At 73.2% G+C, this 18838-nt stretch carries 15 protein-coding genes; 2 read left to right on the top strand and 13 right to left on the bottom strand.

Annotated features, from left to right (window positions below; genetic code table 11):
- Positions 1-10 precede the first annotated feature (10 nt).
- Positions 11-898 carry a helix-turn-helix domain-containing protein gene (locus tag ACZ7LK_RS04545; protein WP_471138334.1) on the bottom strand — a complete coding sequence of 296 codons (888 nt, stop codon included), beginning with the start codon at positions 896-898 and terminating at the stop codon, positions 11-13.
- Between the two features lie 114 nt (positions 899-1012).
- On the opposite strand from ACZ7LK_RS04545, the gene ACZ7LK_RS04540 reads away from it, so the two are divergent.
- Positions 1013-2767, top strand: a complete 1755-nt coding sequence (locus tag ACZ7LK_RS04540) for a glycoside hydrolase family 35 protein (protein ID WP_392276238.1) — start codon at positions 1013-1015, stop codon at positions 2765-2767.
- A gap of 101 nt (positions 2768-2868) precedes the next feature.
- On the opposite strand, the gene ACZ7LK_RS04535 is transcribed toward ACZ7LK_RS04540, so the two are convergent.
- Positions 2869-3690 (bottom strand): S1 family peptidase, encoded by an 822-nt coding sequence (locus ACZ7LK_RS04535; protein WP_469465276.1) that lies wholly within the window; start codon positions 3688-3690, stop codon positions 2869-2871.
- A gap of 222 nt (positions 3691-3912) precedes the next feature.
- On the opposite strand from ACZ7LK_RS04535, the gene ACZ7LK_RS04530 reads away from it, so the two are divergent.
- Positions 3913-4830, top strand: coding sequence for a hypothetical protein (locus ACZ7LK_RS04530; RefSeq protein ID WP_469465275.1), 918 nt, complete (start codon positions 3913-3915; stop codon positions 4828-4830).
- Positions 4831-4859: 29 nt separating this feature from the next.
- On the opposite strand, the gene ACZ7LK_RS04525 is transcribed toward ACZ7LK_RS04530, so the two are convergent.
- The 11 genes from ACZ7LK_RS04525 to ACZ7LK_RS04475 all read right to left on the bottom strand — a co-directional run bounded on the left by ACZ7LK_RS04525 (position 4860) and on the right by ACZ7LK_RS04475 (position 18590).
- Positions 4860-5141, bottom strand: coding sequence for a barstar family protein (locus ACZ7LK_RS04525; RefSeq protein WP_469465274.1), 282 nt, complete (start codon positions 5139-5141; stop codon positions 4860-4862).
- 13 nt (positions 5142-5154) lie between these two features.
- A complete protein-coding gene (locus ACZ7LK_RS04520) occupies positions 5155-5568 on the bottom strand; it encodes a ribonuclease domain-containing protein (protein ID WP_471138331.1) in 414 nt (137 codons plus the stop codon).
- Between the two features lie 247 nt (positions 5569-5815).
- The gene (locus ACZ7LK_RS04515; RefSeq protein ID WP_392276233.1) at positions 5816-7396 is read right to left on the bottom strand and encodes a DEAD/DEAH box helicase; all 1581 of its coding nucleotides are present in this window, start codon (positions 7394-7396) and stop codon (positions 5816-5818) included.
- A 104-nt stretch (positions 7397-7500) separates the two neighbouring features.
- Positions 7501-7704 (bottom strand): cold-shock protein, encoded by a 204-nt coding sequence (locus ACZ7LK_RS04510; RefSeq protein ID WP_005318814.1) that lies wholly within the window; start codon positions 7702-7704, stop codon positions 7501-7503.
- Between the two features lie 236 nt (positions 7705-7940).
- Positions 7941-8378, bottom strand: coding sequence for a hypothetical protein (locus tag ACZ7LK_RS04505; RefSeq protein WP_469465273.1), 438 nt, complete (start codon positions 8376-8378; stop codon positions 7941-7943).
- Between the two features lie 95 nt (positions 8379-8473).
- Positions 8474-9031 (bottom strand): HutD/Ves family protein, encoded by a 558-nt coding sequence (locus tag ACZ7LK_RS04500; protein WP_471138328.1) that lies wholly within the window; start codon positions 9029-9031, stop codon positions 8474-8476.
- Complete coding sequence (locus tag ACZ7LK_RS04495) at positions 9028-9744, bottom strand: VWA domain-containing protein (protein WP_469465271.1); 717 nt, start codon at positions 9742-9744, stop codon at positions 9028-9030. The genes ACZ7LK_RS04500 and ACZ7LK_RS04495 overlap by 4 nt, the downstream gene beginning before the upstream one ends.
- Before the next feature lie 167 nt (positions 9745-9911).
- Complete coding sequence (locus tag ACZ7LK_RS04490) at positions 9912-10772, bottom strand: inositol monophosphatase family protein (RefSeq protein ID WP_471138325.1); 861 nt, start codon at positions 10770-10772, stop codon at positions 9912-9914.
- A 505-nt stretch (positions 10773-11277) separates the two neighbouring features.
- Positions 11278-12738 carry a glutamate synthase subunit beta gene (locus ACZ7LK_RS04485; RefSeq protein ID WP_392276227.1) on the bottom strand — a complete coding sequence of 487 codons (1461 nt, stop codon included), beginning with the start codon at positions 12736-12738 and terminating at the stop codon, positions 11278-11280.
- On the bottom strand, positions 12731-17293 hold the full coding sequence (gltB, locus tag ACZ7LK_RS04480) for a glutamate synthase large subunit (protein ID WP_471138323.1): 4563 nt from the start codon (positions 17291-17293) through the stop codon (positions 12731-12733). Before gltB ends, ACZ7LK_RS04485 begins: the two co-directional genes overlap by 8 nt.
- Positions 17294-17861: 568 nt before the next feature.
- The gene (locus ACZ7LK_RS04475; RefSeq protein ID WP_392276225.1) at positions 17862-18590 is read right to left on the bottom strand and encodes a VIT1/CCC1 transporter family protein; all 729 of its coding nucleotides are present in this window, start codon (positions 18588-18590) and stop codon (positions 17862-17864) included.
- Between the last annotated feature and the right edge of the window lie 248 nt (positions 18591-18838).

Here is an 18838-nt window from a genome sequence, read left to right as displayed (position 1 = left end):
GGCAGCGAGCTTAGACGTGTCCGGTGATGATCGTCGGAGGGTGTTCGGCATCCGGGATCCGGGTGCTCCAGCCGCCCGGTACGGTGCGCCCCTGCTGCTCCCGGAAGCGGACGGGGGCGGTGCCGACACGGCGGGTGAAGAGGCGGGAGAAGTACGCGGGGTCGTCGTAGCCGACGCGGCGCGCGACGGCGGCGACGGGCAGCTCGGTGCCGGTGAGGAGCTCCTTGGCCCGTCCGAGCCGGATGCCGAGCAGGAAGTTCTTGGGGCTGCACCCGGCGCTCCGGCGCACCGCGGTGCGCAGTTCGGCGGGGGTCATGCCGTGCCGGGCGGCGTGTTCGGCGACCGACAGGGGCTGGAAGGCGTCGCGGGCGAGGGCCTCCAGGACGGGGTCGCCGTCGGCGTTGGTGTCGGCGCGGGCCCGGCGCAGGGTGACGAGCAGTTCGTGGACGGCGGCGGAGGTCTCGACCTCCAGGAGCGGGTTGCCGCGCCGGGCGGCGCGGGCGACCCGGCGGATGACGGAGCGGGCGGGGCCTGCGTCGGTGAGGGGGACGACCGGGCGGCCGGGTTCTATGTAGCCGAGTTCGGTGTAGGTGGAGGTGACCGGTCCGGTGAAGTCGACGAAGCCCTCGTCCCAGCCGGTGGCGGGGTCGGGGGCGTAGTGGTGGGGTACGCCGGGGGTGAGCCAGAGCAGGGCCGGTGCGGTGACGGTGGTGCGCCGGCCGTCGGGGTGCCGGTACCAGCCGGCGCCCGCGCCGATGACGACGGCGACGTGGTGGTCGAGGGTGCGGGGGCCGACGGTGGGCAGGGTGCCGTGCTGGAGGCCGACGCCGAGGCAGACGAGTCCGAGCCGCCGGTGGAGCGGGCCGGGGGTGAAGAAGCGCATCCAGGTGTGGTACATCCCGCGTCCTCCCGGAGGTCGTCGCGTCCAACCAGTGCTGATCTTTGTCCATGGACCGGCCGGCCGCCAGGGGGCGACAGTGGGGCGCGGTGGCCGACCGGGAGGCGGGGGAACATGGCGGTGTTCACGGTGGGTGAGCGGGACTTCCTGCTGGACGGCAGGCCGGTGCGGCTGCTGTCGGGGGCGATGCACTACTTCCGGGTGCACGAGGAGCAGTGGGGCCACCGGCTGGCGATGCTGCGGGCGATGGGCCTGAACTGCGTGGAGACGTACGTCCCCTGGAATCTGCACGAGCCGGAGCCGGGCCGGTACCGGGACGTGGGCGCGCCGGGGCGGTTCCTGGACGCGGCGCGGGAGGCGGGGTTGTGGGTGATCGTGCGGCCGGGCCCGTACGTGTGCGCCGAGTGGGACAACGGGGGGCTGCCGCACTGGCTGACCGGGCGGGTGGGGCGGCGGGTGCGGACGGGGGACGCCGAGTACCTGCGGCACGTCGGCCGCTGGTTCCGCACCCTGCTGCCGCAGGTGGTGGCGCGCCAGGTGGACCGGGGCGGTCCGGTGGTCATGGTGCAGGTGGAGAACGAGTACGGGAGTTACGGCTCGGACCGGGGCCATCTGCGCCGTCTGGCGGACCTGCTGGAGGCGTGCGGGGTGGCCGTGCCGTTGTGCACGTCGGACGGGCCGGAGGACCACATGCTGACGGGCGGGTCCCTGCCGGGCGTGACGGCCGCGGTGAACTTCGGTTCGGGGGCGCGGGAGGCGTTCGGGGTGCTGCGCCGGCACCGGCCGCGCGGGCCGTTGATGTGCATGGAGTTCTGGTGCGGCTGGTTCGACCACTGGGGTGCGGAGGGCGCCGGGCGGGAGGCGGAGGAGGCGGCCGCGGCGCTGGCGGAGGTGCTGGAGAGCGGGGCGTCGGTCAATGTCTACATGGCGCACGGGGGCACCAGCTTCGGCGGGTGGGCGGGGGCGAACCGGGCCGGGCCCCTGCACGACGGGGCGCTGCGGGCGACGGTGACGTCGTACGACTACGGGGCGCCGGTCGACGAGGCGGGGTTGCCGACGGCGAAGTTCTGGGCGTTCCGGGCGGTGCTGGAGCGGTACGCGGAGGGCCCGCTGCCGCCGGTTCCGGCACCGCCGGTGCGGCTGGCGGGGCCGGTGGGGGCGGTGCTGGGCGAGTGGGCGCCGCCGGAGACGGTGCTGGAGGTGCTGGGCGACGAGGAGCGGTACGGGCCGGTGCCGCCGTCCTTCGAGGAGCTGGGGGTGGACCGGGGCGTGGTCCGCTACCGGGTGGAGGTGCCGGGGCCGAGGCGGCCGTACCCGTTGTCGGTGTCGGGGCTGCGGGACCGGGCGGTGGTGTACGTGGACGGGGTGCGGGCGGGGGTCCTGGCGGCGGAGGACGCGGTGCTGCCGGAGCCGGTGGCGGGGCCGGCGGTGGTGGACCTGTGGGTGGAGTCGCTGGGGCGGGTCGGTTACGGGCCGCGGCTCGGGGAGGCCAAGGGCGTCACGGGCGGGGTGCTGCACGAGCGCCAGTACCTGCACGGGGTGTGGGCGCGGGGGCTGCGGGTGGACGCCTTCACGGCGGGCGGGGTGGCGAAGGTGCCGTTCACGCCGGTGGCGGGGGGCGGTGCGGGGCCGGGCGCGCCGGGACTGTACCGGGGGGTGGTGGAGGTGGCCGGCGCGGGGGACGCGGCGCTGGAACTGCCCGGCTGGACGCGGGGGTTCGTGTGGCTGAACGGGTTCTGCCTGGGGCGTTACTGGGCGGTGGGGCCGCAGGAGTCGCTGTTCGTGCCGGGTCCCGTGGTGCGGGAGGGGGCGAACGAGGTGTGGGTGCTGGAGCTGGAGGGCGCCGGGACGTCCGTACGGCTGGTGTAGCGGACGGGGTGCCGGTGGGCACACGGGCGCGGGCGGCTCCGGGCGGGCCTGCGCGCGCGGGAGGGGGCGGGCCCCGCCGGGCCCGCCCCCCGGGGCCGGTCCTAGAGTGTCGCCGCCGCGGACTTGATGGCGGAGGCGAAGGTGGACACCTCGGTGTACACGCCGGGGTAGTCGGGGCGGGCGCAGCCCTGGCCCCAGCTCACGATGCCGACCTGGATCCAGGCTCCGGCGTTGTCACGCCGGAACATGGGGCCGCCGGAGTCGCCCTGGCAGGTGTCGACGCCGCCCTGCGGGTATCCGGCGCATATCTCCTCGCTGGGGACGAGGTCGGTGCCGTACGACTGCTTGCAGGTGGCGTCCGAGACGAACGGCACGGTGGCCTTGCGCAGGTAGCGCTGCTGGGCGCCGCCCTCGCGGGTGGCGCCCCAGCCGGCGACGGTGAAGGTGCCGGTGTTGTACGTGGTGGTGGTGGCGATGTTGAGGGTGGGCTGGTTGATCGGCTGGGCGAGCTTGATGAGGGCCCAGTCCTTGCCCTTGCCGTTGTAGCCGGGCGCCTGGAGGACCTTGGTGGAGCGGACCTTGATGGCGCTGGAGCTCTGGAGGTCGACGACACCGGCGGTGGCGGTGATGCCGGTGTTGTTGCCGGAGCCGCTGACGCAGTGGGCGGCGGTCAGCACGATCTGCGGGGTGAGCAGGGAGCCGCCGCAGCCCATGGAGAGCCTGACCATCCACGGGAATTCGCCCTGCGCGGCCTGTGTCCCGCCGACGACCGGCTGGGGGGCGGCGGAGGCGGAGGAGGGCTGGAGGCTGACGGCGGCGAGGACGACGGCGCCGGCGGCGGCGCATCTCTTGAGGGTGCGAAGGATGTTCAACTGTCTGCCTTTCGTGGGGGGTTGAGAACGTGCGCGCACGACGGGGACCATGTCCCGGGCAGCTCTATGACATGGGCCCGTCAAGGCGTGATCCGGATTATCCGGAGCCCGCCGGAGGGACCACAAGGCCGCGTTTTCGGCCATCACCCGCCCTCCCGGCGGCCCGCGGCCGGCCCCGCCGACGGTCGCCGGACCACCCGTCCGGGGCGGGCGCCCGGCCCGGACGGGCGCTTACAGTGGAGGAGGGTCGACGTCGCACATGGGGGTAGGGACGTGGCGAACGGCAGCGAGGTCGTGCACGGCTACCCGCACCTCGACACCGTGCGGGCGGCGATCACCGCCCTGTACCGGCGGCTCACCCAGGAGGGGCTGTACGCGTACGCCGGCAGCGTCGCCCCCGCCGACGTGTGCTTCGCCGACGACGACGACCTCCACCTGGGCGCCCAGCGGGTGGCCCACGCGCTGGTGCAGCAACTGCGGCTGCCGGACGCCCGGGTGATCGTCAGCTTCCGGGAGATGACGCACGCGGCGAGCGTCGAACTGGCGTCGGGACCCGAGTACTTCATCGAGCTCAACGACCGGTTCCGCACACACCGCCGGGACATCGGCGCGGCCCTCGCCCATGAGATCACCCATGTGCTGCTGCACCGGCTCGGCCTGAGTTTCCCCGGCACGCGGGACAACGAGATCCTGACCGACACCGCCACCACGTACCTGGGCGCCGGCTGGCTGCTGCTGGACGCGTACCGCGAGGACGGGGTGTCGAGCCAGAAGCTGGGCTACCTCACCCCGGAGGAGTTCGGGTACGTGCTGGCCAAGCGGGCCCTGGCCTTCGGGGAGGACCCGTCGCCGTGGTTCACCAGCCCGCAGGCGTACGTCGCGTACACCGGCGGCCGCGCGGTGGCGCTGGACGACGGGCGCCGGCCCCCGCTGACGGCGGCGGGCCGCGCGGGCCGCCGCCGCTACGCCAGGGACCGGCGTCACGCCCAGGACCACCCGGGGGCGGTCACCGGCGTCTCGTACGCCTTCGACGGGGGCGGCAGCGGCAGCGGCGACGGCGACGGGCGGGGCACCGGGCTGCGGGTGTCGTTCCCTTGCCCCACCTGTCAGCAGCGCATCCGGATCCCCGTGCGGGGAAGGGTGCGGGCGCGCTGCGGGCTGTGCCGGACCGTGCTGGAGTGCGACACCTGACGACCGCGCGGCTCCCGCCGTGCCCGGTCTCAGCGGAGCCGGAGCGCCCCCGGGGCCCTCTCCTCCATGATCTCCACCAGCTCGGCGAAGAGGGCCCGCCCGAGCGTGCGGCGGGCGGCCTCGTGGTCGCGCCACTCGAAGACGAAGTCGCCGTCCTCGGGGGTGCCGAAGCCGCCGCTCAGACAGTCCGCGAACGCGTCGAGGTTGCGGCCGAAGTAGCCGCCGGGGCCGTTGACCGCTTCGCCGACGGCCCGCCAGAAGCCGGCCGGTCCGGTGATCCGGCGGCCCTCGATCACGTACACGGTCGTCATGGGAACGGCCCGGTCAGCAGCCGTGGTCGACGAGGTCGAAGGACTCGTAGTGGTCGGCGGTGTAGTAGTCCTCCCGCCCGGCGTCGCCGGTGACGATGCGGCGCGCGCCCCGCGTGTCGGAGCCGGGGGTGACGACGGTGTACTCGTGGTAGTAGCCGCTGGTCCGGCTGGGCAGGACGCGTTCGCGGTTCTGGAAGACGGTGCCGTCCTGGGGGTACGGGTAGGGGCCGCCGCCCTCGATGAGGCGAAGGGTGTCGTGCGCCTGGGAGGGCAGCGCGGAGTAGCAGATGTCGCCGACGGCCGTGGCGACGGGCGCGGAGGCGAGGGCGGTGGCCGGTGCGGGAGCGGCCGTGGCCGGTCCGGCGACGAGGGAGGACAGCAGCGCCGCGGCGCCGCCGAGCAGGGTGAGGCGTGGGGGGATTCGCATACGCCGATGATGACGCGTGTAGATGTGTGCACGTCAACGCCAAGTGGCGGGAATTCCCCGGACGTTGACGCCTTGGACACGTAGGGGGCGAGATGGTGAACGTTTCCCCCCTCCCTCAGCCTTCCCGCTCTCCCGTCCGGTGGTACGACTCCGGCCCGCCCCCGGCCGGTGCCCGGGCCCGTCCCGGCGGACCGGGAGGGGCGGGGCGGGGCCGGCGGGGGCGGGCCGGAGTGTGGAGGGCTGTCCGTCAGGCGGCGCTGCGGCGACCGCCGCGCGCGGCGGGGCGACCGGTGCCGGCGCCCGTGCCGGAGCCCGAGGCGGTGCGGCGCCGGCGGGAGGCCCCCGCCTGCGTGCTCGCCGCACCGGCGGTCGCCGTGCCGGTGCCGGTGCCCTGGCCGCTGCGGCGGGGGCGGCGGCGTCGGCCGGGCTTGTCGGAGGGCTGCGCGGCGGGCCGGGCCGGCTGCGGGACCTCGATGGTGACCGGTATTCCGGACGGCTCCCGGGCACCGGTGAGGCGGGCCAGTTCCTCGTCCGACGACTTCACGCGGGCGGCCCGCGGCGTGATGCCCGCGTGGGACATCAGCCGGCTCATGTCGCGCTTCTGCTCGGGCAGGACGAGGGTGACGACGCTGCCGGACTCGCCCGCGCGGGCGGTACGGCCACCGCGGTGCAGGTAGTCCTTGTGGTCGGTGGGCGGGTCGACGTTCACGACGAGGTCGAGGTCGTCGACGTGGATGCCACGGGCCGCCACATTGGTCGCCACGAGCGCGGTGACCTGGCCGTTCTTGAACTGGTCCAGGGTCCGGTTGCGCTGCGGCTGCGAACGGCCGCCGTGCAGGCCCGCCGCGCGCACACCGCTGGCGAGGAGCCGCTTGACCAGCCGGTCCACCGCACGCTTGGTGTCCAGGAAGAGGATCACCCGGCCGTCCCGGGCCGCGATGCGGGTGGTGACGGCCTTCTTGTCGGTCTCGTCGGCGACGTACAGCAGGTGGTGCTCCATGGTGGAGACCGCGCCCGCCGAGGGGTCGACCGAGTGGACGACGGGGTCGGTGAGGAACATCCGCACCAGCCGGTCGATGTTCTTGTCCAGGGTGGCCGAGAACAGCATCCGCTGGCCGTCCGGCTCGACCTGCTTCAGCAGGGCGGTGACCTGCGGCAGGAAGCCCATGTCGGCCATCTGGTCGGCCTCGTCGAGGACGGTGACCGACACCTGGTCGAGGCGGCAGTCGCCGCGCTCGATCAGGTCCTTGAGGCGGCCGGGGGTGGCGACCAGGATCTCGGCGCCGCGGCGCAGCGCGCCCGACTGCCGGCTGATCGACATGCCGCCGACGACGGTGGCGATCCGGAGCTGCACGGAGGTCGCGTACGGGGTGAGGGCGTCGGTCACCTGCTGCGCCAGCTCACGCGTGGGGACCAGGACCATGCCGAGCGGGGCCTTGGGCTCGGCGCGGCGGCCGGCGGTGCGGGCGAGCAGGGCGAGGCCGAAGGCGAGGGTCTTGCCGGAGCCGGTGCGGCCGCGGCCCAGGATGTCGCGGCCGGCGAGAGAGTTCGGCAGGGTCGCGGCCTGGATCGGGAACGGCTCGGTGACGCCCTGGGCGGTGAGCGTCTTCAGGAGGGCGGCCGGCATGTCGAGGTCGTCGAAGGCCGCGGCCGGGGGCAGCGCGGGGGTGGCCGTCTCCGGCAGGGTGAATTCGCGCGGGGGCGCGACGGGGGCGCGGTTGCCGGCGCCGCGGGCGGGTGCCTTGCCGTTGCCGGAGCGGGCGGCATTCACGTTCGCGGACCGCGCGGGACGCTTACGGGCGGGGCGTTCGGGTCGAGTCGTCGTCATACATTGCCTTCCTTGGGCCTGAGCACAGCACAAGCCGGGACCCGCACCTGCGACTGCTCGGTGCGGGTCCCGGCTGCGAGATACCGGTGCTGCGTATCCGGTGATCAGGCGGGGAGGATGTTCTCCGCCTGCGGGCCCTTCTGGCCCTGCGTGACGTCGAAGGTCACCTTCTGGCCTTCCTGGAGCTCACGGAAGCCCGAGGTGGCGATGTTGGAGTAGTGGGCGAAGACGTCGGCGCCGCCGCCGTCCTGCTCGATGAAGCCGAAGCCCTTTTCCGAGTTGAACCACTTCACGGTACCGGTGGCCATAATTATCTCCTGATGGTGTCGGGGCCCCATCCGGAGAAAGCCGGTAAAACAATAATGCGCCTGAGGAACATTCCCGTCAGGCGCACATAAAGTTCATGGGTACCAAAACTGCAACGTGAACAACCGTAGCACACCATCCCGGGGACCCGTCCGCAACAGGGCGCGCCATGGACCGCCGTCCCCGTCACAGCCCTTCCCCGCCGTGCCGGTGCGGGGCACGGCGGGGCGGGGTGAGGTCAGAACACGAGGGTGGACGGGTTGTACGGGTTGAAGCCGGTGTACCGGGTCTCGCACTGGTCGGCGGTCCCGGGGTGCTCACGGCACACGGTGAGGGTGACGCTCTTGATGCCGCTCGGGTCCGTCGCCCGGATGCCGCGGAAGTCGGCGGTCGTGCCGCAGCCGCGGGTGTTGTGCCGGGCGTCCGAGGCGAGGGTGGTGCCGGAGCCGGTGCGGATGGTGAGGGTGGCGTAGAGGGAGCGGTCGTCGCACGTCTGGTCGGCGACCGCGAGGGTGGCGTCCCGGAACGAGTCGCGGTCCAGCCACGTCACCTGGATCCGGGTGCGGTCTCCCCAGCTCGTGGTGATGTCGCCACTGGACGTGGACGCCCAGCCCGGTCCGGCGGCCGCGAGCGTGAGCGCGGTCGTGGTGGCGGCGACGAAGATCGGACGGTACATGTGCGTGTCTCCTGTGCGGTGGGCCGGCCCCGAGGGCAGCCCTACCCGCCGGGCCCGGCCGTTCACGAGGGGCCGGGCACAATCACACGGCCGGCTCAGCCCGTCCGGCCGAGCGTGACGACCGCCGCGTACCCCTGCGTACGCAGGAGGGGAGCGGGCGCGTCCAGCCGCGCCGCGTCGTACCGTCCCAGCCGGACGCCCGCCACCTCCGCCGGACCGTCCAGGGCCACCACGAGCACCGTGGTGTCCGGCGGGACCGCGACGGGCAGAGCGCCCCGTATCACCGCGACGGCCGCCGCGACCGCCCCGCGCCGGTGCATTACGTTCAGGTTGACCACGGGCCCCGCCAGGAGCCGCCCGCCGGTCGGGACGTCACCGGGGAAGGGCACCGGACGGTACCGCTCCGCGCGCAGGGGCCGGCCGCCGGCGTCGAGGTCCATGCCGGCACCGGCCACGACCGTGAGGATCCGGTCCGTACCGGGAAAGGTCGAGAACGGCCCGTCGGCGGCGACGTCCGCGAGGCTGACCCGCCACGTGAAGCCCTCGGTCCCGGCGTTCTCCGGGAGGGCGGCGACCTCCCGGGTGACGCCGCCCCCGTTCTTCCACGGCACGGCCGTCCGGCCGGCCGCCCGCAGCACCCGTACGCCCGTCACCGCACGATGCCCTGGGCGCGGGCGGCGGCGAGCCAGGCGGGGAACTCGGCGACCAGCCGGTCGTACAGCTCGGCGTCCGGGACGCGGCGCGGGTCGGTGCCCGCGTGGAAGAAGCCCGCGTTGTCGACCCGGCGCCTGGCGGGCACGGCCAGCTCGTCGAGCTTGCGGAGGAACTCGAACTGGCGGCTGCCCGGGTCGCCGAAGCCGATGAACTGCCAGAAGAGCGGCAGCTCGGCGGCCTTGCAGAGGTAGCGCTCGGCGGCGAGCTTGTTGATCGGGCCGCCGTCCGTCTGGAAGACGACCAGCGCCGGGGCGGTGGCGCCGCTGTCCAGGTAGTGGTCGATGACCGCGTCCATGGCCAGGTGGTAGCTGGTCTTCCCCATGTGGCCGAGACCCGCCACGATCCGGTCGATCCGGCCCCGGTGGTCGTCGAGCGCGATCTCGGTCTCGGCGTCGATGTCGGTGGAGAAGAAGACCACCGGGACGCGCCCGTCGTCGTCGAGGTTCGCCGACAGGCCCAGCACCCGGTCGGCCAGGGCCTGGACACTGCCGTCCGCGTAGTACGGCTTCATCGATCCGGAGTAGTCGACGACCAGGTACACCGCCGCCCGCTCACCGTCCAGTCCGTGCTTGCGCAGCGAGACGCCCGCGCTTCGGTAGAGGCTGACCAGGGCGGGGGCGGTCTCCTGGACCTTGTGCAAGCTGACCGGCATACGCGGAGACTATGCGACCGCGTCACAGCTCCTCGCCCAGCGGGAGCCGGCGCACCCCCGGGAGGAACGCGTCCAACTCCCCCGGCGGGAACCGGCACATGCCCACCACGTGCCAGAACTCGCCGGCGACGGTGGCGGCGACGGTGGCGCTGGCGCTGGCGGCGACGTCATGACGGCGGGGTGCGCCGCAGCGCGGCGGCGACCGTTTCGAGGACGTACGTCAGGGTCTCCGCGCGGGCGGCGACGAAGCTGCGCCCGGTGTCGGGGCCGTTGAACCGGGGCCGGAAGGGGGCGCCCCGCAGGGTGCGCAGTTCCGCGCCGGCCTCGGCGGCGAGCAGCGCGCCCGGGGGCAGGTCGACGCCCTCGGCGCGGTAGCCGACGAACCCGTCGATGGTGCCGCGGGCCAGCAGGCTCCAGCCCAGCAGCGGCGCCCACAGTTGCAGGACGCGCCGGCAGCGCCGTTCCAGGCCGCCGCGCAGCGCGGTCGCCGTGCGGTCGGCGCGGTCCACGGCGTGGCCCTGGGTCCAGGCGAGCACGGGTCCCGGTCCCGGGAGGGTGCTGCGCGGCCCCCGCAGCCGGAGCCCGTCGTCGTCGTGGGCGCCCTGGCCGGTGACGGCGTGCCAGGTCCGGTTGGTGACGGGTTCGTGGACGACGCCCACGACGGGGATGTCCCCGACGCACAGCCCGATGCCGACGACGTACGCCGGGAGGCCGATCGCCACGTTGTTGCGGCCGTCCAGCGGGTCGACCAGCCAGGTGCGGCCGTTGCCGTTGTCGAGGAGCCCCGCTTCCTCGGAGAGGATCCGGTCGTGCGGGAAGTGGTGCCGCAGCCGGGTGAGGATCAGCTCCTCGGCGGCCAGGTCCAGGTCGGTCACCACGTCGCCGTGCGTGCCTTTGGTCCGTAGCGTCCGGGCGTCGGCGAAGTGGCCGCGCAGCAGGCGTCCGGTCGCCTCGGCCGCGGCGACGGCCACCCGGCGTTCGGCGGCGAACGGGGGGCGTCGGCCGGTGTCAGGCGCGGCGTTCCGCATGAATCCTCCCCAGGGCCGTGCGTACGGCCCGCATGGTCGCCTCGGTGCCGTACGTCCGGCCGACGGTGCGGCGGGGTGGCCCGTCGAGCGGGCCGGGGGACGGGTCCCGGCCGCCGGGCAGGGACCGGTCCGAGGACGAGGGTGGCGGCGGTCCGGCCGGGTGTCACCACGGTGGTGTGGAACTCGCCCGCGCCGAGCGCGTACGTGGGCGCTCCCCCTCCCCCGATCCGTAGGCGATCGTAGGAGACGCGGGGCGCCGCCCGACAGGGCGCACGCGGCGCACAAGGGCGCAGCGCCTGCCACGGTCCGGTCGGGGACACGGCAGGCGCTGCTGTGTTCCGCACGCCGTTGTACGGGACGTCTCTGGGGGCCCGCGCCCGGTGAGGGGGGCGCGGCCGGTGATACGCCGACTCTACCCCCTCCGGCCGCCGTCCCGTGCCGGGCCGGGGGCGTCCCGCACGACGTCGTGCGGGACGCCCGGCCGGTGGGCGTCGGACGGTGGGCGTCAGACGGTGAGCGCGCGGTCCGTGGGGCGGATCGGGGCGGGGAGCTCGCTCGCGCCGGTCAGGTAGCGGTCCACGCCGCGTGCCGCGGAGCGGCCCTCGGCGATGGCCCAGACGATGAGCGACTGGCCGCGGCCGGCGTCACCGGCGACGAAGACGCCGTCGACGTTGGTGGCGAAGTCGGCGTCGCGGGCGATGTTGCCGCGCTCGTCGAGCTCCAGGCCGAACTGCTGGACCAGGCCGTTGGACCGGTCGGTGCCGGTGAAGCCCATGGCGAGGGTGACGAGCTGGGCCGGGATCCGCCGCTCGGTGCCGGGCTTCTGCTCCAGCTTGCCGTCCTTGAACTCGACCTCGATCAGGTGGAGGAACTGGACGTTGCCGTCCTCGTCGCCCTCGAAGTGGGTGGTGGAGACGGAGTAGACCCGCTCGCCGCCCTCCTCGTGCGCCGAGGTGACCTTGTAGAGCATCGGGAAGGTCGGCCACGGCTGGTTCGCGTTCCGCTCCTCGCCCGGCCGCGGCATGATCTCGAGCTGCGTGACGGAGGCCGCGCCCTGGCGGTGGGCGGTGCCCACGCAGTCCGCGCCGGTGTCGCCGCCGCCGATGACCACCACGTGCTTGCCCTCGGCGGTGATGGGGGGCGCCACGAAGTCGCCCTCCTGCACCTTGTTGGCGAGCGGCAGGTACTCCATCGCGAAGTGGATGCCCTTGAGCTCCCGGCCCGGGACCGGCAGGTCGCGCGAGACGGTGGCACCCGCGGCGATGACGACCGCGTCGTACCGGCGCCGCAGCTTCGCGGCGTCGATGTCGACACCGATCTCGACCTCGGTGCGGAACTTGGTGCCCTCCGCGCGCATCTGCTCGATGCGCCGGTTGATGTGCACCTTCTCCATCTTGAACTCGGGGATGCCGTACCGCAGCAGACCGCCGATGCGGTCGGCCCGCTCGTACACGGCGACCGTGTGGCCGGCCCGGGTGAGCTGCTGCGCGGCGGCGAGGCCGGCCGGGCCGGAGCCGATGACGGCGACGGTCTTGCCGGACAGCCGCTCGGGCGGCTGCGGGGTGACGTCACCGGAGTCCCACGCCTTGTCGATGATCGAGACCTCGACGTTCTTGATGGTGACGGCGGGCTGGTTGATGCCCAGCACGCACGCCGCCTCGCAGGGCGCCGGGCACAGCCGCCCGGTGAACTCCGGGAAGTTGTTGGTGGCGTGCAGCCGCTCGGAGGCGGCGGACCAGTCCTCGCGGTAGGCGTAGTCGTTCCACTCGGGGATCAGGTTCCCCAGCGGACAGCCGTTGTGGCAGAACGGGATGCCGCAGTCCATGCACCGGCCGGCCTGCTTGCTGATGATCGGCAGCAGGGAGCCGGGGACGTAGACCTCGTTCCAGTCCTTGACGCGCTCGGCCACGGGGCGGGTCTTGGCGACCTCGCGCCCGGTGGTCAGGAAGCCCTTGGGGTCAGCCATGGGTCGCCGCCTCCATCATCTTCTCGGTGGTCTCCTGCTCGGAGAGACCGGCGAGCTCAGCGGCGTCCTTGGCGGCGAGCACTGCCTTGTACGTGGTCGGGATGATCTTGCTGAAGCGGTCCACGGCCGCGGACCAGTCGGCAAGGAGCTTCTCGGCTACGGTCGAGCCCGTCTCCTCGTGGTGGCGGCGCACGACGTCGTGCAGCCACGCCTGGTCCGTCTCGTCCAGGGCCTCGATCGCGCCGAGGTTGCCGGAGTTGACGTTGTCCCGGTCGAGGTCGATGACGTACGCGACACCGCCCGACATGCCGGCCGCGAAGTTGCGGCCCGTCTCGCCGAGCACCACCGCGTGACCGCCGGTCATGTACTCGCAGCCGTGGTCGCCCACGCCCTCGGAGACCACCAGCGCGCCGGAGTTGCGGACGCAGAAGCGCTCGCCGGTGCGGCCGCGGAGGAAGACCTCGCCGCCGGTCGCGCCGTACGCGATGGTGTTGCCCGCGATGGTGGAGTACTCGGCGAGGTGGTCGGCGCCCCGGTCGGGGCGGACGATCACCCGGCCGCCGGAGAGGCCCTTGCCGACGTAGTCGTTGGCGTCGCCCTCCAGGCGCAGCGTGATGCCGCGCGGCACGAAGGCGCCGAAGGACTGGCCGGCCGAGCCGGTGAAGGTGATGTCGATGGTGTCGTCGGGCAGGCCCGCGCCGCCGAACTTCTTCGTCACCTCGTGGCCGAGCATGGTGCCGACGGTGCGGTTGATGTTGCGGATCGCGACCTGGGCGCGGACCGGCCGGGCCTCCTCTACGGAGGCGGCGCCGAGCGCTTCGGCGGCCAGCTCGATGAGCTGGTTGTCGAGCGCCTTCTCCAGGCCGTGGTCCTGCTCGATCAGCGCGTGGCGCACCGCGCCCTCGGGCAGCTCGGGCACGTAGAACAGCGGCTCCAGGTCGAGGCCCTGGGCCTTCCAGTGCCGGACGGCGCGGCTGGTGTCGAGCAGCTCGGCGTGGCCGACGGCCTCCTCCAGCGTGCGGAAGCCCAGCTCGGCGAGGAGCTCGCGGACCTCCTCCGCGATGAACCGGAAGAAGTTGACGATGTACTCGGCCTTGCCGGAGAACCGGTCGCGCAGCACCGGGTTCTGGGTGGCGATGCCGACCGGGCAGGTGTCGAGGTGGCAGACGCGCATCATGACGCAGCCGGAGACGACGAGCGGCGCGGTCGCGAAACCGAACTCCTCGGCGCCGAGCAGCGCGGCGATGACGACGTCGCGGCCGGTCTTGAGCTGGCCGTCGGTCTGGACGACGATCCGGTCGCGCAGGCCGTTGAGCAGCAGGGTCTGCTGGGTCTCGGCGAGGCCGAGCTCCCAGGGGCCGCCCGCGTGCTTGAGCGAGGTGAGCGGGGAGGCGCCCGTACCGCCGTCGTGGCCGGAGATGAGCACGACGTCCGCGTGGGCCTTGGACACACCGGCCGCGACCGTGCCGACGCCGACCTCGGAGACCAGCTTCACGTGGATGCGGGCGGCCGGGTTGGCGTTCTTCAGGTCGTGGATGAGCTGGGCGAGGTCCTCGATGGAGTAGATGTCGTGGTGCGGCGGCGGGGAGATCAGGCCGACGCCCGGGGTGGAGTGCCGGGTCCTGGCGACCCACGGGTAGACCTTGTGGCCGGGGAGCTGGCCGCCCTCGCCGGGCTTGGCGCCCTGGGCCATCTTGATCTGGATGTCGTCCGCGTTGACCAGGTACTCGCTCGTCACGCCGAAGCGGCCGGAGGCGACCTGCTTGATGGACGAGCGCCGCGCCGGGTCGTACAGGCGGTCCGGGTCCTCGCCGCCCTCACCGGTGTTGGACTTACCGCCGAGCTGGTTCATGGCGATGGCGAGGGTCTCGTGCGCCTCCTGGGAGATGGAGCCGTACGACATGGCGCCGGTGGAGAAGCGCTTGACGATCTCGGACGCCGGCTCGACCTCGTCGATGGGGATCGAGGGGCGGTCGGACGTGAAGCCGAACAGGCCGCGGAGCGTCATCAGCCGCTCGGACTGCTCGTTCACCCGGTCCGTGTACTTCTTGAAGATGTCGTACCGGCCGGAGCGGGTGGCGTGCTGGAGGCGGAAGACCGTCTCCGGGTCGAACAGGTGCGGTTCGCCCTCGCGGCGCCACTGGTACTCGCCGCCGATCTCCAGCGCGCGGTGCGCGGAGGGGACGCCGGAGGCGGGGTACGCCTTGGCGTGGCGGGCGGCGACCTCCTTGGCGACGACGTCCAGGCCGGCGCCGCCGATCTTGGTGGCGGTGCCGTGGAAGTACTTCTCGACGAAGGCCTCGTCGAGGCCGACGGCCTCGAAGACCTGCGCGCCCCGGTAGGAGGCGACGGTCGAGATGCCCATCTTGGACATGACCTTCAGGACGCCCTTGCCGAGGGCGTAGATCAGGTTGCGGATGGCCTGCTCGGGCTCCAGGCCCTCGACGAAGGTGCCGGCGCGGACCAGGTCCTCGACGGACTCCATGGCGAGGTACGGGTTGACGGCGGCGGCGCCGTAGCCGATCAGCAGCGCGACGTGGTGGACCTCGCGGACGTCACCGGCCTCGACCAGCAGGCCCACCTGGGTGCGCTGCTTGGTGCGGATGAGGTGGTGGTGGACGGCCGAGGTGAGCAGCAGCGACGGGATCGGCGCGTGCTCGGCGTCGGAGTGCCGGTCGGAGAGCACGATCAGCCGGGCGCCGCCCTCGATGGCGGCGTCGGCCTCGGCGCAGATCTCCTCGATGCGGGCGGCCAGGGCCTCGCCGCCGCCGGACACCCGGTAGAGACCGGAGAGCGTGGCGGCCGTCATGCCGGGCATGTCGCCGTCGGCGTTGATGTGGATGAGCTTGGCCAGCTCGTCGTTGTCGATCACCGGGAACGGCAGGGTGACGCTGCGGCAGGACGCGGCGGTCGGCTCCAGCAGGTTGCCCTGGGGACCGAGCGAGGAGTGCAGCGAGGTGACGAGCTCCTCGCGGATGGCGTCCAGCGGCGGGTTGGTGACCTGCGCGAAGAGCTGGGTGAAGTAGTCGAACAGCAGGCGCGGGCGCTCGGAGAGCGCGGCGATCGGCGAGTCCGTACCCATGGAGCCGAGGGGCTCGCCGCCGGTGCGGGCCATCGGCGCGAGGATGACGCGGAGTTCTTCCTCGGTGTAGCCGAAGGTCTGCTGGCGGCGGGTGACCGAGGCGTGGGTGTGGACGATGTGCTCGCGCTCGGGGAGGTCCTCGAGCTCGATGATCCCGCTCTCCAGCCACTCCTGGTACGGGTGTTCGGCGGCGAGGGCGGCCTTGATCTCGTCGTCCTCGATGATGCGGTGCTCGGCGGTGTCGACGAGGAACATCTTGCCGGGCTGGAGGCGGCCCTTGCGGACGACCTTGGCGGGGTCGATGTCCAGGACGCCGACCTCGGAGGACAGCACGACGAGGCCCTCGTCGGTGACCCAGTAGCGGCCGGGGCGCAGGCCGTTGCGGTCGAGAACGGCGCCGACCTGGACGCCGTCGGTGAAGGTGACACAGGCCGGGCCGTCCCAGGGCTCCATCATCGTGGAGTGGTACTGGTAGAAGGCGCGCCGGGCCGGGTCCATGGAGTCGTGGTTCTCCCACGCCTCGGGGACCATCATCAGGACGCTGTGCGGCAGCGAACGGCCGCCGAGGTGGAGCAGCTCCAGCACCTCGTCGAAGGAGGCGGAGTCGGACGCGTCCGGCGTGCAGACCGGGAAGATCCGGTCCAGCTTCTCGGCCCCGAAGAGGTCGGAGACGAGCTGCGACTCGCGGGCCCGCATCCAGTTGCGGTTGCCCTTGACCGTGTTGATCTCGCCGTTGTGGGCGACGAAGCGGTACGGGTGGGCCAGCGGCCAGCTCGGGAAGGTGTTGGTGGAGAACCGGGAGTGGACGAGCGCCACGGCGGTGGCGCAGCGGCGGTCCGACAGGTCCGGGAAGAACGGCTCGAGCTGCCCGGTGGTGAGCATGCCCTTGTAGACGATGGTGCGGGCGGAGAGCGAGGGGAAGTAGACCCCGGCCTCGCGCTCGGCGCGCTTGCGCAGCACGAACGCCTTGCGGTCCAGGTCGATGCCCGTGCTCGTACCGCCGTCGCTCACGAAGAGCTGCCGGAAGGCGGGCATGGTGGAGCGGGCGGTGGCGCCCAGCAGCTCGGGGGCAACGGGGACCTCGCGCCAGCCGAGGACGGTGAGGTCCTCCTCGGCGGCGATCGTCTCGATGCGCGAGACGGCCTGTGCGGAGTCGTCCGCGGGGAGGAAGGCGATGCCGACGGCGTACTCGCCGGCCGCCGGGAGCGCGAAGTCGGTGACCTCGCGGAGGAACGCGTCCGGCACCTGGAACAGGATGCCCGCGCCGTCGCCGGAGTCGGGCTCGGAGCCGGTGGCGCCCCGGTGCTCCAGGTTGCGCAGAACGGTCAGCGCCTGCTCCACCAGCGCGTGGCTGGCGACACCGGTGAGGGTGGCAACGAAGCCGACACCGCAGGCGTCGTGCTCGTTGCGGGGGTCGTACATACCCTGCGGGGCGGGGCGACCGTCCATGGGCGACCAGGCGTCGGAACGCATCGGCTCTCCCGTCGTCGTCGTGGCATATGAGCGCCAGAGGGACGACGTTGGCCCTCCGCAAAATTTCGTGCAGGTTACATGATGGAGTGCTTCTCGGAAAGCGGAAAGCTCGTTCCAGCATGCGGACACCGCTGATGGCGGTGGAGGTCTTACAAGCCTGATGAGCGGACGGACCGTCGAGAGATCGACTTCCGGCGTCCTGGGGGGTGCGCGGGCTTCGTTGCCCACGGGTTAACGGCTCATGCCCCGTGTCGGGGGACTCGAAACCGCCGTGTTACGGCTACTTATGTGCCGCGTTGCATAGTGTCTCATCAGAGGGGTGGATCGGGCTATTGGACGTTCGTCACAGCGCTCATGGCGTTCTCGCCAACGTACGGCAACGGTACGGCGAAGCCCCCTCGCTCGCCTGTCGAGGGGGCTGACCTGCCGGAACGCCCCCGGGGCGGGCGGCGGGGCGCGGGTCGGGGCGCCGGCCGGGGGCGGCACGGGACCGGGGGCAGCGACCGGGGGCCGGGGGCAGCGACCGGGGGCGGGGGGCAGCGGCGCCGGCGCCGGGGCCGGCCCCGGGTCAGACCGCCGCGCCGAACAAGGCGCCCAGGCCGTACGTGACGGCCGCCGCCGCACCACCGAGGGCGAGCTGGCGCAGACCGCTGTACCACCAGCTACGGGCGGTGACCCGGGCCACCAGAGCGCCGCACGCGAACAGGCCGAGCAGCGCCAGCAGGACCGCCGGCCACAGCGCGGTGGCGCCGAGCAGGTACGGCAGGACGGGCAGCAGCGCGCCGAGCGCGAACGAACCGAAGGACGAGACGGCGGCGACGGCCGGCGAGGGCAGGTCGTCCGGGTCGATGCCCAGCTCCTCGCGGGCGTGGATCTCCAGCGCCTGCTCCGGGTCCCTGGAGAGCTGCATGGCCACCTCGCGGGCGAGCGCCGGCTCGACGCCGCGCGCCACGTACAGCGCCGCCAGCTCCTCCATCTCGTCCACCGGGTGCTTGCGCAACTGGGCGCGCTCGACGTCCAGTTCGGCCTGGACGAGTTCGCGCTGCGAGGCCACGGAGGTGTACTCGCCGGCGGCCATGGAGAACGCGCCGGCCGCGAGGCCCGCCAGACCCGTGATGACGAGGGTCTGCTGGGACACCGCGCCACCCGCCACACCGGTCATCAGCGCCAGGTTCGACACGAGACCGTCCATCGCCCCGAAGACGGCGGGACGGAGCCAGCCACCGTTCACATCGCGGTGGGTGTGGTTGTCGCGGTGCGCCTCGTGAAGCGTCGCCTCGGTCTCGATGATGGACACAGCTCTCCCCTTACGCCTTGCGTACAGCAGCGGGTCCGGGTGACCCCGCTCCCCCAACACTCTCGAAAATACGCGCGATGTAAGGGGCCCGCCAGCAAGGCAGGCTTTACTTACCACGGCATGCGGCCCGGTCGCGGGGGGCACGCGCGCGGCCGGTCGCCGGGGCACGCGCGCGGCCCGGTCGCCGGGGCACGCGCGCGGCGGTCGCGGGGGCGCGCGCACGGCCGGTCGCGGGGGCGGCGCGCACG

The sequence above is a fragment of the Streptomyces sp. NPDC039423 genome, assembly GCF_055598725.1.
Note: the sequence above shows the minus strand (reverse complement) of the source record. Positions and strands in the feature narration are given on the sequence as shown.